This is a genomic window from Chitinophaga niabensis, assembly GCF_900129465.1.
Lineage (GTDB): Bacteria > Bacteroidota > Bacteroidia > Chitinophagales > Chitinophagaceae > Chitinophaga > Chitinophaga niabensis.
This window is the reverse complement of record NZ_FSRA01000001.1, coordinates 3,589,133-3,604,630: the sequence shown is the minus strand read 5'-3', so window position 1 is coordinate 3,604,630 and position 15,498 is coordinate 3,589,133. Positions and strand designations below refer to the sequence as shown.

The 15,498-nt window shown below is 46.5% G+C and carries 13 protein-coding genes; 8 read left to right on the top strand and 5 right to left on the bottom strand.

Annotated elements, in window-relative coordinates; genetic code table 11:
• Positions 1–46: 46 nt before the first annotated feature.
• Both BUR42_RS14265 and BUR42_RS14260 read right to left on the bottom strand, forming a co-directional pair.
• Positions 47–1,279 carry a BamG family beta-barrel-assembly machinery protein gene (locus tag BUR42_RS14265; protein WP_074239872.1) on the bottom strand — a complete coding sequence of 411 codons (1,233 nt, stop codon included), beginning with the start codon at positions 1,277–1,279 and terminating at the stop codon, positions 47–49.
• A gap of 7 nt (positions 1,280–1,286) precedes the next feature.
• A complete protein-coding gene (locus tag BUR42_RS14260; protein WP_159442273.1) occupies positions 1,287–2,585 on the bottom strand; it encodes a DUF4270 family protein in 1,299 nt (432 codons plus the stop codon).
• Positions 2,586–2,906: 321 nt separating this feature from the next.
• Here BUR42_RS14260 and BUR42_RS14255 point away from each other — a divergent pair, with 321 nt between their 5' ends.
• The 3 genes from BUR42_RS14255 to BUR42_RS14245 all read left to right on the top strand — a co-directional run bounded on the left by BUR42_RS14255 (position 2,907) and on the right by BUR42_RS14245 (position 6,227).
• Complete coding sequence (locus BUR42_RS14255) at positions 2,907–3,908, top strand: Kelch repeat-containing protein (RefSeq protein ID WP_234979703.1); 1,002 nt, start codon at positions 2,907–2,909, stop codon at positions 3,906–3,908.
• 239 nt (positions 3,909–4,147) lie between these two features.
• Entirely contained in the window at positions 4,148–5,557 is a 1,410-nt protein-coding gene (locus BUR42_RS14250; protein ID WP_084185567.1) for a sensor histidine kinase, read from the top strand.
• Positions 5,535–6,227 (top strand): LytR/AlgR family response regulator transcription factor, encoded by a 693-nt coding sequence (locus tag BUR42_RS14245; RefSeq protein ID WP_074239868.1) that lies wholly within the window; start codon positions 5,535–5,537, stop codon positions 6,225–6,227. Before BUR42_RS14250 ends, BUR42_RS14245 begins: the two co-directional genes overlap by 23 nt.
• Before the next feature lie 80 nt (positions 6,228–6,307).
• On the opposite strand, the gene BUR42_RS14240 is transcribed toward BUR42_RS14245, so the two are convergent.
• The 3 genes from BUR42_RS14240 to glmM form a co-directional block, all read right to left on the bottom strand.
• Positions 6,308–7,090: an ATPase gene (locus BUR42_RS14240; protein WP_084185566.1), complete on the bottom strand. Its 783-nt coding sequence runs from the start codon at positions 7,088–7,090 to the stop codon at positions 6,308–6,310.
• A 97-nt stretch (positions 7,091–7,187) separates the two neighbouring features.
• On the bottom strand, positions 7,188–8,315 hold the full coding sequence (locus BUR42_RS14235; protein WP_074239866.1) for a cysteine desulfurase family protein: 1,128 nt from the start codon (positions 8,313–8,315) through the stop codon (positions 7,188–7,190).
• Between the two features lie 109 nt (positions 8,316–8,424).
• Entirely contained in the window at positions 8,425–9,807 is a 1,383-nt protein-coding gene (gene glmM, locus BUR42_RS14230; protein WP_074239865.1) for a phosphoglucosamine mutase, read from the bottom strand.
• Positions 9,808–9,999: 192 nt separating this feature from the next.
• Here glmM and BUR42_RS14225 point away from each other — a divergent pair, with 192 nt between their 5' ends.
• Genes BUR42_RS14225 through BUR42_RS14205 form a run of 5 tightly spaced genes read left to right on the top strand, consistent with a single transcriptional unit; the run spans position 10,000 to position 15,355 of the window.
• Positions 10,000–11,970: an LTA synthase family protein gene (locus BUR42_RS14225; RefSeq protein WP_159442271.1), complete on the top strand. Its 1,971-nt coding sequence runs from the start codon at positions 10,000–10,002 to the stop codon at positions 11,968–11,970.
• Positions 11,971–11,992: 22 nt separating this feature from the next.
• Entirely contained in the window at positions 11,993–12,742 is a 750-nt protein-coding gene (locus BUR42_RS14220) for a class I SAM-dependent methyltransferase (protein ID WP_074239863.1), read from the top strand.
• A complete protein-coding gene (locus BUR42_RS14215) occupies positions 12,742–13,317 on the top strand; it encodes a phosphatase PAP2 family protein (RefSeq protein WP_074239862.1) in 576 nt (191 codons plus the stop codon). The genes BUR42_RS14220 and BUR42_RS14215 overlap by 1 nt, the downstream gene beginning before the upstream one ends.
• Positions 13,314–14,045, top strand: coding sequence for a ZIP family metal transporter (locus BUR42_RS14210; protein ID WP_074239861.1), 732 nt, complete (start codon positions 13,314–13,316; stop codon positions 14,043–14,045). The genes BUR42_RS14215 and BUR42_RS14210 overlap by 4 nt, the downstream gene beginning before the upstream one ends.
• 23 nt (positions 14,046–14,068) lie before the next feature.
• The gene (locus BUR42_RS14205; protein ID WP_074239860.1) at positions 14,069–15,355 is read left to right on the top strand and encodes a hemolysin family protein; all 1,287 of its coding nucleotides are present in this window, start codon (positions 14,069–14,071) and stop codon (positions 15,353–15,355) included.
• Positions 15,356–15,498: the final 143 nt, after the last annotated feature.

The window sequence follows — 15,498 nt, the reverse complement described above, 5'->3', positions numbered from 1 at the left end:
AAGGTTTGCCGTATTTTCCAGGAGATGACTTTTACCCGCCGGGCTGTTAGTATTCCCTGCGTTTGAAGAACCAGTTGTCCCGCATGGAAAGATGTAATACAAAGTTGACGTAATTCTCTTTCACCAGGCCCTGCAGCGCAGTTCCGCGTTGCCCTGCTTCCACTCCTAAATAATAACGCAGGTGCCCTGTTTTACTGGGAAGGGAGCCGCCCAGGCTGAACCCCAGGTCATTGATCTGTTGTCCTTTAATCTGCATATAGCCAGTATGGTAATTAAAGCCTGCCTGCAGCGAAAGTCCCTCCACCCGTGAATCGAAGTAATATTTATAGAAAGAGTATTCCACGCCGGCCGCATAACGGCGGGAATTCACGTACTTATAATCCTGAAGGTTGGGATTCATTCCTTTCCAGTTTTGCTGCCGGTAATCTGCTACCCAGGTGATAGCCCCGTTCGTTAAAGAAAGCCCTGCACCGATCTGCTCCGGGAGCACATAATTGCTGGCACTGCGTTTCTCTTCATAGAGTACGGTAGCATCTTTGCTGTGAATGGAAAAATCGTCGTCCGTTGAGAGCGTACTTTTAAAACGGTAGGTGGCTCCAAGGCCTAATTGCCATTCCCCGATCCTGCCGCTGTATTGTAAGCCAGTAGTAAGATTAAAACTGCGGTAGGACCGGCGTTGTTCAGAATAGATATCCTCATCTGACCCGCTGCTGCCAAGACTGTCTGTGGTAGTAACAGGCCCGAACAGGAAAGCAGTGGACACGCCAACAGAGAAATTCTTGCTGATCTGGAGCGCATTGGAAAGATACAAACGGTTAATACCACCACTTCCTTCTATGGCATTGCGGATACCCGTATTGGTACCCTCAATGAACTTTGTGTTCAGCAATTTATAATCCACACGGCTGTAGGGCATCAGTCCTATACCAACACCCCATAACTTGTGTGGCTTAAAACCCATAGCCACCCGTTTGAAATTAACGTCGCCGGCCGGCTGGCTTTCTGTAGATGTATTGTATTGCAAAGTTTTGGCAGCCAGCGATACTTCAAACAGGAACGTTTCCATAGGTATACGGCCATAGGAAGCAGGATTCAGTTCGTTCAGGAAACTGCCGGATGGCCGTGCAATACCCGCACTACCCATTCCAAAGCTCCGGCTATAATCTTTTTCCTCCAGGTCGCCAATACCAAAAGCAGAGTATAATGAATTCACACCTTTCTGTGCCTGTACATGTTCTGCGGCCAGTAATAAAAAGCATCCCAGTATAATTTTTCGCATCACGGTATTATTGGTATAACAGATAATAGATCCTCAATTGTGCACGGTAGCCGGCGTTTTTTCCATCGCCTATGATCAGGCGGTTGAATTGTGTCCGGTAATCCCCGGCGGTAGGTACCAGCAGTAAACCCCTGTAGGAATACAGATCACTGGCTATTACCGCCTTGCAGTATGCCGTAACATCATAGGTGTAGCTGGTGTTTTCAGGATTGATCTTGTCTACCACCAGGTCTCCGTATTGCAGGGCTGAATTGCTGTTAGGTACAGTGTCTCCCGGCGCCACCACATTCTTATAATCTGCAAGGCAGATAGTTATTTTAGGAGGAAGTGCATAATCCTGGAAAGTACCATTCACTGGTTTAATTACCAGCTGCGCCCGCATGATCCGTCCGTAACGCCCCAGCTTCACCAGTTCCGGCAGGGAGAAGAAGTCCATGCGGATGGCAGTGCCGGTAAGGCTTTGTAAAAATGCCTGCTTATCTGTAGCGCTGGTTAAAAGCCCGTTGGCACCACGTGGTAAAGCTGCAAGCGGCGTACCTGTGCGGTCTTTTTTTATTTCGTTGAATTGCAGATCGGGCCTGGACAGGAAGAAGTCGAAATACTTTTTCTCAATTTCAGTAGTGGTTACATGGTAATGCACGCGGATGAAGAGAGAACTGTCTTTTGCCTGGAAGCCCAGTGCGGCAGAATTATTACTGCCCCTGATGGCCAGCCCTTTCATATATTCCAGGAAAAGGTCTTCCGTGGAAACTTCCTGCGCTTTTGTTTTGAGGAGGTCAAACATTTCACGGCCTTTCATATCATCCAGCCGGAACCTGACCAGTTTGCCGGAAGTAGGTAAGATCTCGAGCTGCTGATCACCAAGTGTTGCCACTTTTACGGGGAAGGACTGATGGGCATAAAAGGCATTGAAGTCATCCGGTAACTTAAGCTCCTGTGTGAGCTGATGTACCATAATGCGTTGCGGCTTTGTGGTATCGCCGTAATAATATCCCGTTGGCCTCATGATGATCTCAATGGAATCATATACTGCACGGTCCGGTACAGTTTTATCCGTGGGTAATCCAACCCTGAAATAAGTGCCGGCATCTATCCTTCCGAAGAACGGATCGTTGTATCCTCCTATCAGCGCAACGCCGGTACCTGAAGTGATAACAGAATCCATCTGCACGGTACGCATGGTGATGCTGACAGTATCCAGTAAGGTCTGTTGCAGATCACCGTCCTTAGGTACATCTTCATAACTGAAGCCGCTCTTTTCACAGGCTGAAAAGAACAACACCGCTATTACTCCAATAAATCTCATCCTGAACATTAAGCAATGGTTTTAAACTAGCATAGATGCGCAATGATAATCAGGAAGCCTTGCCTGTTTTAAGGGTATTATGCCAATGACAGGTATTTATCGATGAGTAATTGCATCATGCCGTTAGTTGCCATTTTAAGGCCGTATAAGGCTGTTTTGCGCTGGTTGCATGAAATAGCCCATTGGCAGATAAAAAGGGAATATTCATCCGCTATTGCTCCCTATCCGTCTATTTTATATTACCCATAACAGTTACCCGGATAATTTTGGCCTGATTAAAAAAATATCTGTATGCGGAATGCAAAACTTTTGTGCTTGATAATGGCGGGCCTGCTGGCAGCATGTTCAAAAAGCACTGATGATGAAGATGAGAACAACGGAAACTGGGTGAGGATGGGCGAAATGTCCGGCAAACCACGTTCTGAAGCAGTCTCCTTTACGATCGGAGATACCGTTTATATTGGAACAGGGCTGGGGAATGAAACAGAAGGAGAGTATAAGTATGATTTCTGGAAATACAGCCTTGGCCGCGGCTGGGAAAAAGCAGTGGATTTTCCGGCTCAGGCAGTAGGGCGCATCAGTGCCACTGCATTTGTAGTGAATGGTGTTGCTTATGTAGGTACCGGTTTCGATGGAAAAAGATACCTGGATGATTTCTGGTCTTATACGCCGGCCACCGGTCAGTGGAAAGAATGTGCCCGGCTGAAAAGCCCGGATGCTGCAGTAAGCCTCGCAAGGAGGGATGCAGTAAGCTTTTCGCTGAATGGAAAAGGTTATGTTGTTTCCGGGTATGATGGCGGCGCACTGAACGATGTATGGGAATATAATCCCGCTACAGATAGCTGGTCCGGCAAGCGTTCCTTCAGGGGAGAAAAACGCAGGGATGCCGTATCATTTGTGATCGGTGATAAAGCCTATGTGGTAACAGGCACCAATAACAGTGAGCTGAAAACCGACTTCTATGAATACAACGCCCTTACAGATGAATGGACGGCCAAACGGAAGATAGATAACTCCAACGAAGATGAAGATTATGATAATGAGTATACAATGATACGCAGCAATGCTGTTGTTTTTGTAGCAGGCAACAAAGCATATCTGACCACAGGTGCTAAGCCGGGCCTTTCATCGGAGAACTGGGAGTATGATCCCATCACAGACCTTTGGGCCAAGAAGCGCGCATTTGAAGGTGTTGCGCGTGAAGGTGCAGTAGCCTTTACACTGGGAGGAAAAGGGTATGTATTATCCGGCCGTTCAGCAGGCCTGCAATTGGATAACATGTTCCAGTTCACGCCTAACGCAACTTATAATAAGAACGATTAAAGGCATTCCGTCGCTTGAGGAATATGGAAGGCACTACCGGTGGATGTTCGGACTACTATCAGTTCATTGTCAGGATGAAATAAAAGTCTGTAACATTACTCCGGTCAGTGCCGTTCCACGTTTAAGAAGACAGGAAAAAAGGCTCACATCCAACTTTAACACTTACTTAAGACTAAGGCAAGGTGTTTTAACACTTGCTTAAGAGTAATGTGATGTATGTTTAACCCGGATTAGCACCTATGTTTAATTTAAGAAATATATTCAGGAATCGTCTCGTAATAATAGGTTTGCATCTCGCAGCCTGGTCGTGCCTTTTCCTGTTCCCATTCTTTGTATATCGTATCAGGGTGCAGGATCATTCTTTTTACATTAAAGAGGCGATCAATACTTTATTCCTGATAGGATTATTTTACCTGAATGTATACGTGCTGATCCCGAAGTTCTTTACTTTAAAAAAGATCGGGATCTATATCGGTTGCGTGATACTGGTACTTGTTTTACTCGCAGGGCAGCAGGCCTTTGTGGAATACAAGTTCATGACCTACATGATGAACCGGTCCCCCGCGGGGTTTTATGGTGTAACCATGCCTGCGAATACCCTGCATGCTGTTCCTGGCCCTGCAATAGCGATCAATACAGGGTATGGCGGCAGTATGGCAATTACCACTGCGCCACAGCAAGTAGCTTTCGTTGCAGCAGATTCTGTACCGCGCCCGCATCATGGATATGGCAGAATGATCTTCAGGGACAGGATGTTTGATTCAGCAGATCAGCCTTCACTGGTGCCATGGCGTAAACGCTTATACACCAACTGGCATAACCAGCGGCCGAGGATAGTGGAGTACAGGGATTCTTTTCCTTCGGGAGGAGTGGCCAGTCTTGCTGCAGTGCGCCCCTTTGAAGATGGTATTTTCCTGCGGCATTTCTTTTTTCCGGAAGTGCTTAGGAAGTCCGCCACATTTGCATTGCTGATGTTATTCATGAGCGGCTTTATAAAGATTGCGCTGGAATGGTTTAAAAGTGAGAAACAAAAGGAAGCCCTGAAAGTGGCTAACCTGAATGCGGAACTGAAGTTCCTGAAGTCACAGATCAATCCGCATTTTTTATTCAACAGCCTGAATACGATCTATTCACTGGCACACCGCCGCTCCCCGGAAACCGAACATGCATTGGTGAAACTGTCCACCATATTGCGCTACATGATCTACCAGAGCAACGGAGATAAAGTGATGCTGGAAAACGAACTACGGTATTTACAGGATTATATAGATATACAACGCCTCCGGATGGCACGTAATATCCCGGTTGAATTTAACGTGGAAGGCGATCCTGCAGGGCTTGAGATTGCACCGATGTTACTGATCCCCTTCGTGGAAAATGCTTTCAAGCACGGGATCAGTTATACGGAAAGCGCTTTCATCAACATCAGCCTGGAAATAGGAAAGAACGGCACATTACACTTGATCGTGCGCAACAGTTTATTTAAGCAGCGCGTTTCAGAAAAGGGCGGCGTAGGATTGAACAATGTACTCAAACGTTTGAGTTTGTTATATACAGATGCACATACCATAACTGTCAGAGAGCATGGAGATGAATTTATTGCTGACCTTAAAATTGCGCTGAAACATGATGAAGTGTTTAGCTCTTGATGATGAGCCATTGGCTCTGGAGATCATCGCAGATTTTGCCGCTAAGGCGCCGTTTCCCATGCAGGTAAAAACATTCGAGAACGCCGCACTGGCCCTTCGTTACATGCAGGAAGAACATGTAGACCTGTTATTCCTTGATATCAAAATGCCTGATATCACAGGCATACAATTCCTGAAAGCACTGAAGCATCCTCCCATGGTGATCTTCACTACTGCTTACCAGGAGTATGCTGTGGATGGGTTTAACATGGATGTGGTAGATTACCTCCTGAAGCCCATCCCCTTTGAGCGGTTCATCAAAGCCGTTACCAAAGCGCAGGAATACCTGTCTAATACCAGCCCTAAGAGCATGGACAATGATTACATCTTCGTGAAAACAGAATACAAGATCATTAAGATCAATCTCGAAGACATTCTTTACATCGAAGCACTGAAAGACTATATAAAGATCTATACTCCCAATCAACCGGTACTGACACTGAAAAGCCTCAAAGCTTTTGAAAGCAGGTTACCTAAAGACAAATTTATCCGCGTACACCGTTCCTACCTGGTGGCCATGAATAAGATCAATTCCGTAGAACGGAATACAGTGATGATCGCTAATCAGCCGATACCGATCAGCGAGGGGTACAGGGATAAGTTCTATGATGTGATCACGAAATATTCTTAGGTGGGGAGGTTGTTGAAACGTGCTGCTGCCGGCACGTTTCAGAATGTGATCTATAATGGGTTGATGTAATTGTCCGTTTTCTATTGCAGCCGTAATTTTTCTGCATCTTCTCTTTCATATTCTGCCAGCAACTCTTTTGCTGGTACTTCCAATACATTTCCTTTGCCGTCGCCGATGATCATCGTTTGATTCAATGCGGCATTTGTTTCAATTAATTTTCGCATATAAGCGCTGATGCCTTCCGTAACCTTAATAGAAAACTCGCTCACTGGCTGATTGTAATGTTCCATAACATCTGTTTGTTTGTTGATAAGAAACCATGTTTCCGGGATGGAAATATTGGACGGGACAATACCATTCCCTTCAGCTACCAATGCAGGTTTTTTGCTGGTATTATCATGCACAGACCATTTGTCCACCACAGGAATGTAAAGCGAAACAAGGTTCTCCACACTCCTGTGGTATCTCCGGATGATCACATCTTCCGGAATATGATGGCCACCTTTGGCTACCCGGCTTTTTACTCTTCTTAATGCTAATTGGGGAGATTCTAACCAGAGATAACATAACTGCACTTTATAACCGAATGCCTGGGCTTTTTGGATCAGAGATACATAGCTGCGGGTGGACAATGTTGTTTCAAATGCAAAGTCTTCTCCTGCCTGCATCAACTGATCAATACGGGTTAACATCAACCTTCCTGCCTCGATCGCCACACTTTCAGGATTGAAAGGAGAGATGCCGGATGCAATATTATCTGCATTCACAAACTCTTTACAGTGGAGGATCTCAGGAAGTATGGCAAACGATGAAGTAGTTTTTCCTGCACCGTTACAACCGGCAATGATATACATCTTCGGCATAAGCTTTAGTTTACTTTATGGGTTAACAATACAGAAATAAAACTATAAAAAAACCGGCACATAAAATGCGCCGGTTCATAACTTGATTGCGTTACAATCATATTAATTCCTTCAGTTTCTCCACCACTTTATCCACTTCTTCTTTTGTATTATCCCTGGAGAAAGAGAAACGTACGGCTACTTTATTCGGATCGTTATTGATGGAACGGATCACGTGAGAACCTGCATCCGCTCCGGATGTACAGGCACTGCCGCCGGAAGCGCAGATACCGTTGATATCTAAATTGAAAAGCAGCATTTCGCTCTTCTCAGATTTAGGGAATGATGCATTCAGCACAGTATATAAACTACGGCCACGCAGATCGCCATTGAAACCTACGCCCGGAATATGTTTTTCCAGTTGATCTGCCATGTACTGGCGGATGCTGTTGATGTATTTGCTATGTTCTTCGTAATTAGCCGTTGCCAGTTCAAGTGCTTTGGCAAATCCTACGATGCCATACAGGTTTTCAGTTCCTGCACGCATGTTACGTTCCTGGGAACCACCCTGTACAAAAGGAGTGATCTTTACATTCTCATTGATGTAGAGGATGCCCACGCCTTTAGGGCCATGGAATTTATGTGCCGCTCCGTTAATGAAATGTACCGGTGTGTTGCGGAGGTCAAAAGGATAGTGCCCCACTGTTTGCACGGTATCAGAATGAAAGATGGCATCGAACTCCTTACAGAGGTTACCTACCGCATGGAGGTCCAGGAGGTTGCCTATTTCATTATTGGCATGCATCAGGCTCACCAGGCATCTTTCTTTTGATTCAGACAGCAGCCTGCGGAGATCTTCCATATCCACATGGCCATCCGGCTGCAGTTTCACCCAGGAGAGCCTGATGTTCTCTTTGGCATGTGCATGCTCTACGGTATGGAGGGTGGCATGGTGCTCAATAGGGGAGCTGATGATATGCCTGCAGCCCAGGTCGTGGATAGCGGCATGAATAGCCGTATTGCTGCTCTCCGTACCCCCGGAAGTAAAGAAGATCTCTCCCGGATGTGCATTCAGGATCTTTGCTACGGTTTTACGCGCACTTTCAATGCCCAGTCTGGATTCCCGGCCATATGAGTAAATAGACGAAGGGTTGCCGAATTTATCGGTCATATAGGGCAGCATGGTATCCAATACTGCTTTGTCAAGCGGAGTGGTGGCCGCGTTGTCGAAATAAATTCTTTCCAAGGTGGTGGTGGTTTTTGATTAAAAGCGCCACAAATTTACGGAATTACCATATAGAAAAACGGATGGCAGATCAAATCTGCCATCCGTTCATCCTATTTTTTATATGGAATTATATGAATTCCTTGATATCCTGCATGATCTTGCGGGCAATATTGTCCGCCGTTGTTTCATTCCGGCTTTCCGCGTAGATGCGGATAATGGGTTCAGTATTGGATGTGCGCAAATGCACCCAGTCCTTGTCGAACTCTATTTTCAGGCCGTCTTCCGTATTCAGCGGCTGGTTCTTGTATTTGCCTTTGATCTTCTCGAAGATCTCCTTCACATCGATCCCTTTATCCAGTTCTATCTTGTTCTTGGAGATAAAATAGTCCGGGTAGGAGTTGCGGAGCGCCTTGATGGTCTTTTTGCTCTGTGCCAGGTGGCTCAGGAACAAACCGATACCGATAAGGGCATCCCGGCCATAGTGCAGGTCCGGAACAATGATACCACCATTCCCTTCGCCACCGATCACCGCATTCACGGCTTTCATTTTGTTCACCACATTCACTTCGCCCACAGCAGAAGGATGATATTCACCACCGTTCTTCAGGGTAATATCTTTCAGCGCCTGGGTAGAGCTCATATTGGATACGGTGTTGCCTTTCCGGTGTTTGAGCACGTAATCGGCCACAGCCACCAGGGTATATTCTTCCCCGAACATGCTGCCGTCTTCGCAAACAAAGCAAAGCCTGTCTACATCCGGGTCTACCGCAATACCAAGGTCTGCCTGGGATTTGTTCACTTCGTTGGAAAGTGCTGTCAGGTTTTCCGGTAATGGCTCAGGGTTATGGGAAAACTTACCGTTCACTTCGCCGAAGAGTACGGTTACTTCTTCCACACCCAGTGCTTTCAGTAATGCAGGGATGTAAGTGGCGCCGGTGGAGTTCACGGCATCTACCACTATTTTAAAGTTAGCGGCCCTGATAGCTGCAACATCCACCAGGGGATAATTTACAACCAGGTCCACATGTTTCTGCAGGTAAGAATCGTTCCTTTGGTAAGTACCCAGTTTGGATACATCCGCAAATACAAAATCTTCTTTCGCCGCGATGTCTAACAATTCTGCGCCATCCGCGCCGGAGATGAATTCACCTTTTGCGTTGAGCAGTTTCAGTGCGTTCCATTCCCGGGGATTATGGCTGGCAGTAAGGATAATACCGCCTGCCGCATTTTCCATGGTAACAGCAAGCTCTACCGTTGGCGTAGTGCTCAGGTCCAGGTCCACCACATCAATGCCTAAACCGTTCAATGTGGATACTACCAGGTTCCTGACCATTTCTCCGGATATGCGTGCATCTCTGCCGATCACTACTTTCTTGTTTTCAGCGTTCTGTTTTAACAGCCATGTACCGTAAGCAGCGGTGAATTTCACAACATCCAGGGGAGAAAGTCCTTCCCCGGGCCTGCCGCCGATCGTTCCACGAATACCCGAAATTGATTTAATCAGTGCCACAATTGTTGATTTTTTTTGGAGTGCAAAGATAATTGATTAGAATTTTAATCTACCTGTTAATTTGGCTTGCCGGGAAGGATCAACGGAGAGATTATGTCAATTAGACTATATTTGCAGCTACGTATAAATTTTTAAGAGAATATAATGATTCATATTTGGTCGCGCATTCCCAGATACATCCGGTATATTTTCATGCAAACCTTGTTCCTTTTTGGTTACCTGGTTGTATTTAGAGCGGTCTTCTACTTTTTCTTCTTTTCAAGCACCATAAAAGATGCTGGCATTGTTGCCCGGGCCTGGCATCTGGGCCTGCGGTTCGATATGCGCCTGGCGCTGATCCTGATGATCCCTGTTGGCCTGTTAGCCGTGATAGCAAAGGACCGGCTCTTTGGCACCGGGCTGCTCAGGAGGATCAATTTCGGCTATTTATTTCTTATTTATTTGTTATTGTCCATATTCTACGTGCTGGACCTGGGGCATTACAGTTACCTGGGGCTGCGCCTGGACCCTTCTGTTACCCGTTTCCTGGCCTATGGAGAAAAAGCCACTAACGCCAGGATGCTGTGGGAAAGTTACCCCGTTGTGTGGGGCCTGCTGGGAATGGTCCTGGTGATGGTACTGTTACGTTATGGCTACCGAAGGATCTTTCGCAGGTATGCACAAAAGGAAGGTACGCCGGTACGGCCATGGGGGTATGCGGCTTATGTGGTAACACTGGTGATCCTTTTCGGGGCAGGCATTTATGGCAATTTGGCATATTTCCCTTTGCGCTGGAGCCAGGCTATGTTTACGAGAGATAATGCCGTTACCAGTCTTGCCCTGAACCCTGTATTATACTTCGTTTCCAATTTCACCGTACAGAACGATACTTTCGACGACAGGGAAACCCATAAATACTTCCCCCTTGTTGCGCAATATTTAGGAGTGGAAAAACCGGTGCCCAATCAGCTCAACTTTGTAAGAACAGTGCCGGGAGATTCCTCCAAACCCAGGCAGAACGTGATCATTGTGATGATGGAATCCGGCGGTGCGGCCATGACCAGCATGTTCAACAACCCCATGAAAGCAACGCCCAACCTGCAGCAACTGGCAGATAACGGGGTGTTGTTCGAAAATTTCTATGTACCTGCCATGAGCACAGCCCGCTCGGTATTTGCCATCACTACGGGTTTGCCGGATGTGGTACGTTCCAAAACAGCCTCCCGGCATCCGGGTATTGTAGACCAGCGGGTGGTAATGGACCAGTTTGCGGGATATGAAAAATACTACCTCCTGGGCGGAAACACCAACTGGGCCAATATCCGCGCTGTGTTCACCAATAATGTGGAAGGGATAGAGATCTTTGAGGAAGGTTATTTCAAATCTCCCAAAGCAGACGTATGGGGTGTTTCAGACTTTGACCTGATCACGGAATCCGATGAGATCTTCAAAAAGGCGCACGACAAAAAGCAGCCCTTCATCGCTTTCCTTCAAACAGCAGATAACCATGAACCCTATACCACTACAGCAGGGGCGGGCGATTTTAAAAAACTGACGGCAAAGGATGTAGACATGAAGCTGTTCAAAACATCCGGTTTTGTGAACCTGGATCAGTTCAATGCCCTGCGTTACCTGGATTATAATATAGGCCACCTGATGAAGCTGGCAAAAGCTTCCGGTTACCTGGACAATACCATCTTTGTTTTCTTCGGGGACCACAGTGCCAAACTGGACCCTTTCCATTTTATGCCGATCCCGGAATACGAAATGTCTACCTACGTAGACCATGTGCCCTGCATCATTTACAATCCCCGGTTGCTGCAACCGCAAAGGGTCAGCCATGCCGGCAGCCTGCTGGATATTTATCCTACCGTGGCCAAGCTCACCGGCATACCATTTAAGAATTACACCCTGGGAATGGACCTGCTGGATACTACCCGCAGTGCAGAAAGGTATGCTTTCATTCAGTATTCCAAAAACCTTAACTGGTGCATGGGCATGATCAACGGGCAATATTTGTATGAGATAGATACCAAAACAAATGCTACCGGCCTATACGATCTGAAGGCCGATGCATTGAAGGATGTAAAGCAGCAGAACCCGCAGCTAACCGGCGATCTGGATAAATTAACACGCGGGTTCTATGAAAGCACCCGATATTTGATGTTTAATAATAAGAAGTAGATTTGTTTTACAAGCGTTGAGAATGGAAGTAGCGAAACAATGGTTCAAAGACTGGTTTAATTCTCCTTATTATCATTTGCTGTATAGCAATCGCGATGAGAGGGAGGCTGCTGCGTTTATAGACAAATTGGTGGAATACCTGCATCCTGCGCCCAACGCACTGATGCTGGATGTGGCATGTGGCAGGGGCCGGCATGCCAAATACCTCGCAGATAAAGGGTTTGACGTTACAGGTATTGATCTTTCAGGAGAAAGCATTGCCATTGCACGCAAACTGGAGAACGAACACCTCAGCTTCTTTCAGCATGATATGCGCCTGCCTTTCCGGGTCAACTATTTTAACGTAGTGTTCAATTTCTTTACCAGCTTTGGTTACTTTGAAACCCGTCATGAAAATGATAATGCACTCCGCACACTGGCCAATTCCCTCAGACCGGGAGGCCGCCTTGTACTGGATTACCTGAACAGCACTTATGTAGAGAACCACCTGGTACATGATGAAGTGATAGAAAAAGAACAGGTGGTATTTGATATTCAGCGGGAAGTACAGAACGGAAAGTTCCTGAAGCAGATCAATATCCTCGATAAAAAACAATTCCAGCGGGCATCCTACACAGAAAGCGTGAGCGCTTTCCACAAGAAGGATTTTGAAGAGATGTTTGCCCGGCAGCGCCTTGTTATTACAGATATTTTCGGAGATTATCATTTCAACATCTTTGACGAACAGCAATCTCCGCGGCTGATCATCATCGCTCAAAAACCAATCAGTTAATGGAGCATCTGCTTACATGGGACCTGCGGCTTTTCTTTAAGATCAATGGTCAGTGGATCAATGGATTCCTGGATTTCCTGTTGCCCTGGATGCGGGAGCCTTATTTGTGGGCGCCGCTGTACCTGTTCCTGGCAGTGTTCATCACTTATAATTATAAATGGCGCGGATTTTTCTGGATGGCCTTTTTCATCGTCACCTTTGCATTAACCGATCAGTGCAGCATGTTCATTAAGGATGCGGTAGACAGGTTACGGCCCTGCAGAGACCCGCTGATCTCACAATATGTAAGGGTATTAGTGGTTTATTGCCCCTCAAGCGGCAGCTTCACCTCCTCTCATGCCGCCAACCATTTTGGCTTAGCGATGTTTTCTTTCTTAACTTTAAGGTCGCAGATCGGTAAATGGGCCTGGTTGTTCTTCTTATGGGCAGCTGTTATTGGTTATTCCCAGATCTATGTAGGCGTTCATTATCCCCTTGATATCCTGGGAGGCGCTTTACTGGGAATACTCGCCGGCACATTGAGTGGTGGATTTTTTCAAAGAAGGATAAGACTGGAACTGGAACAAACAACATGAACTTAACATACCTGATATTTATACTGGCCGCTACTATTGGCGGGGGCATGATTCCCATGTTATTTAAAAGGATTCATCCTAACCTGCCCATCTATCTGCTGGCATTTACCGGCGCTTTCCTTTTCGGCATCACCATCATGCACCTGCTTCCTGAAGTATACCATGAACTGGGGCATTCCGCAGGTATTTATATTGTACTCGGATTTTTCATCCAGGTGTTCCTGCAGCAGCTGAGCCATGGAATGGAGCATGGGCATACGCATCTTCCGGGTCCGGACCATCATCATGTGGCCATTTTCCCGTTGCTGATAGGTTTGTCTATCCATGCTTTTATGGAAGGTATCCCGCTGGGTTTCCATTATGAGGACCAGTCTGCCCTGCCCTCCCTGATGCTGGGTGTAATGGCACATAAGGTACCGGAAGCGCTTACCCTCATCACCGTGATGATGCATGCACACCAGGGGAAAGCGAAACTTTGGCGCATCCTGGTCATTTTTTCCCTGATCACGCCTTTATCAGCTATCCTGGCGGCACAGTTAGGGCAGGAGTTTGAAGTGGTCACCAATTCGCTGGTTTACCTGGTAGCCCTCGTTGTGGGCGCCTTTTTACATATTTCCACCACCATTTTTTATGAGAGTGGCACTAAACATCATGAACTAAGCCGCCAGAAGGTGCTGGCCATTGCTGTTGGTATTGGTTTGGCATTTATTACACTGATATTTGAATAATTCTTTATTTTTAGGCTTATATTATGGAAGTCGTCATTATCCTCGTCCTTATTTTGCTCAACGGTGTGTTTTCCATGGCGGAGATTGCCCTGGTTTCTGCGCGCAAAGCGCGTCTTGAAAACTCAGCGAAGCAAGGGGACGAAAAGGCCAAAGTTGCACTCAAACTGTCTAATAATCCGGATACCTTTTTGTCTACTGTACAGATTGGTATTACGCTCATAGGTATCTTAACAGGTTTGTACTCCGGTAAGAACCTGGAAGACGATATCCGGGTATACCTGAACACCATTCCTTTACTGGCGCCCTACAGCAATGCATTGGCAACCGCCATTATCGTTATCGGTGTTACCTACTTTACATTGGTACTCGGGGAATTGTTACCCAAAAGGATCGGCCTGGCCAATCCGGAAGTGATTGCCAAAGCGCTGGCCCGGCCCATGTACCTGCTTTCCCGCATCACATTTCCTTTCATCTGGTTGCTCAGCCGCTCTACCGCTACGCTGGTAAAGCTTTTTGGTTTAAAGCGCCGCTCGGATAATAACGTAACGGAAGAAGAAATTAAGGCCATTATCAGCGAAGGAACCAGTTCCGGGGCCATTGAGGAAACAGAGCAGGAGATCATAGAAAGGGTTTTCCACCTGGGAGACCGTAATATCACTTCCCTCATGACCCACCGTACAGACATCATCTGGCTGGACATCTCAGAGGAAGGAGAAAGTTATAAACGAAAGATCAGGCAATCCCCCCACTCCGTTTACCCGGTTTGCGAGGAGCAAATAGACCATATTAAAGGTATCATCACCATTAAAGACCTCTACGCCGCCGGTAACCTGGCCGTTCTGAAAGATGTAATGAAAAAGCCCCTCTTCATACCGGATAACAACTCCGCTTACCAGGTACTGGAGAAATTCAAGGAAACCCAGGTACATGCTGCTTTTATCGTGGATGAATATGGCACATTCCTGGGAATGATCACCCTTAACGACATCCTGGAAGCCATCGTGGGAGATATGCCGGAAATAGGAGCAGATGATTATGATATGGTGAAGCGGGACGATGGCAGTTATCTCATAGATGCCCAGATCCCCTTTTACGACTTCCTCAGCGAGTTTGAAATGGAGGACCTGATGGCAGAATTTGAACAGGAATTCGATACCCTGGCCGGTTTTATACTACATCACCTCGAACATATCCCCGTAACAGGCGAAAAGCTCACCTGGAAGCACTTTACTTTTGAAATTGTTGACATGGACGCCCACCGTATTGATAAAATATTGGTGACTCCCCCTGAAAATATTGAAGAAGATTAATACATTTACATATTAAATTCGCAGGTGAACGCAGCCTGCGGCATACCTATGTTAAAAGCTAACTATTTTCACGACAGACCGGGAACCTATAACAGCAGAATGAACTAGTTGAATGCCAAGTGAGTATCCAAAAACGTATGTTA

Coding starts and splice junctions, on each gene's coding strand:
- BUR42_RS14265 (WP_074239872.1), bottom strand. CDS start 1,279: ATGCGAAAAATTATACTGGGATGCTTTTTATTACTGGCCGCAGAACAT.
- BUR42_RS14260 (WP_159442273.1), bottom strand. CDS start 2,585: ATGAGATTTATTGGAGTAATAGCGGTGTTGTTCTTTTCAGCCTGTGAA.
- BUR42_RS14255 (WP_234979703.1), top strand. CDS start 2,907: ATGGCGGGCCTGCTGGCAGCATGTTCAAAAAGCACTGATGATGAAGAT.
- BUR42_RS14250 (WP_084185567.1), top strand. CDS start 4,148: ATGTTTAATTTAAGAAATATATTCAGGAATCGTCTCGTAATAATAGGT.
- BUR42_RS14245 (WP_074239868.1), top strand. CDS start 5,535: ATGATGAAGTGTTTAGCTCTTGATGATGAGCCATTGGCTCTGGAGATC.
- BUR42_RS14240 (WP_084185566.1), bottom strand. CDS start 7,090: ATGCCGAAGATGTATATCATTGCCGGTTGTAACGGTGCAGGAAAAACT.
- BUR42_RS14225 (WP_159442271.1), top strand. CDS start 10,000: ATGCAAACCTTGTTCCTTTTTGGTTACCTGGTTGTATTTAGAGCGGTC.
- BUR42_RS14220 (WP_074239863.1), top strand. CDS start 11,993: ATGGAAGTAGCGAAACAATGGTTCAAAGACTGGTTTAATTCTCCTTAT.
- BUR42_RS14215 (WP_074239862.1), top strand. CDS start 12,742: ATGGAGCATCTGCTTACATGGGACCTGCGGCTTTTCTTTAAGATCAAT.
- BUR42_RS14210 (WP_074239861.1), top strand. CDS start 13,314: ATGAACTTAACATACCTGATATTTATACTGGCCGCTACTATTGGCGGG.
- BUR42_RS14205 (WP_074239860.1), top strand. CDS start 14,069: ATGGAAGTCGTCATTATCCTCGTCCTTATTTTGCTCAACGGTGTGTTT.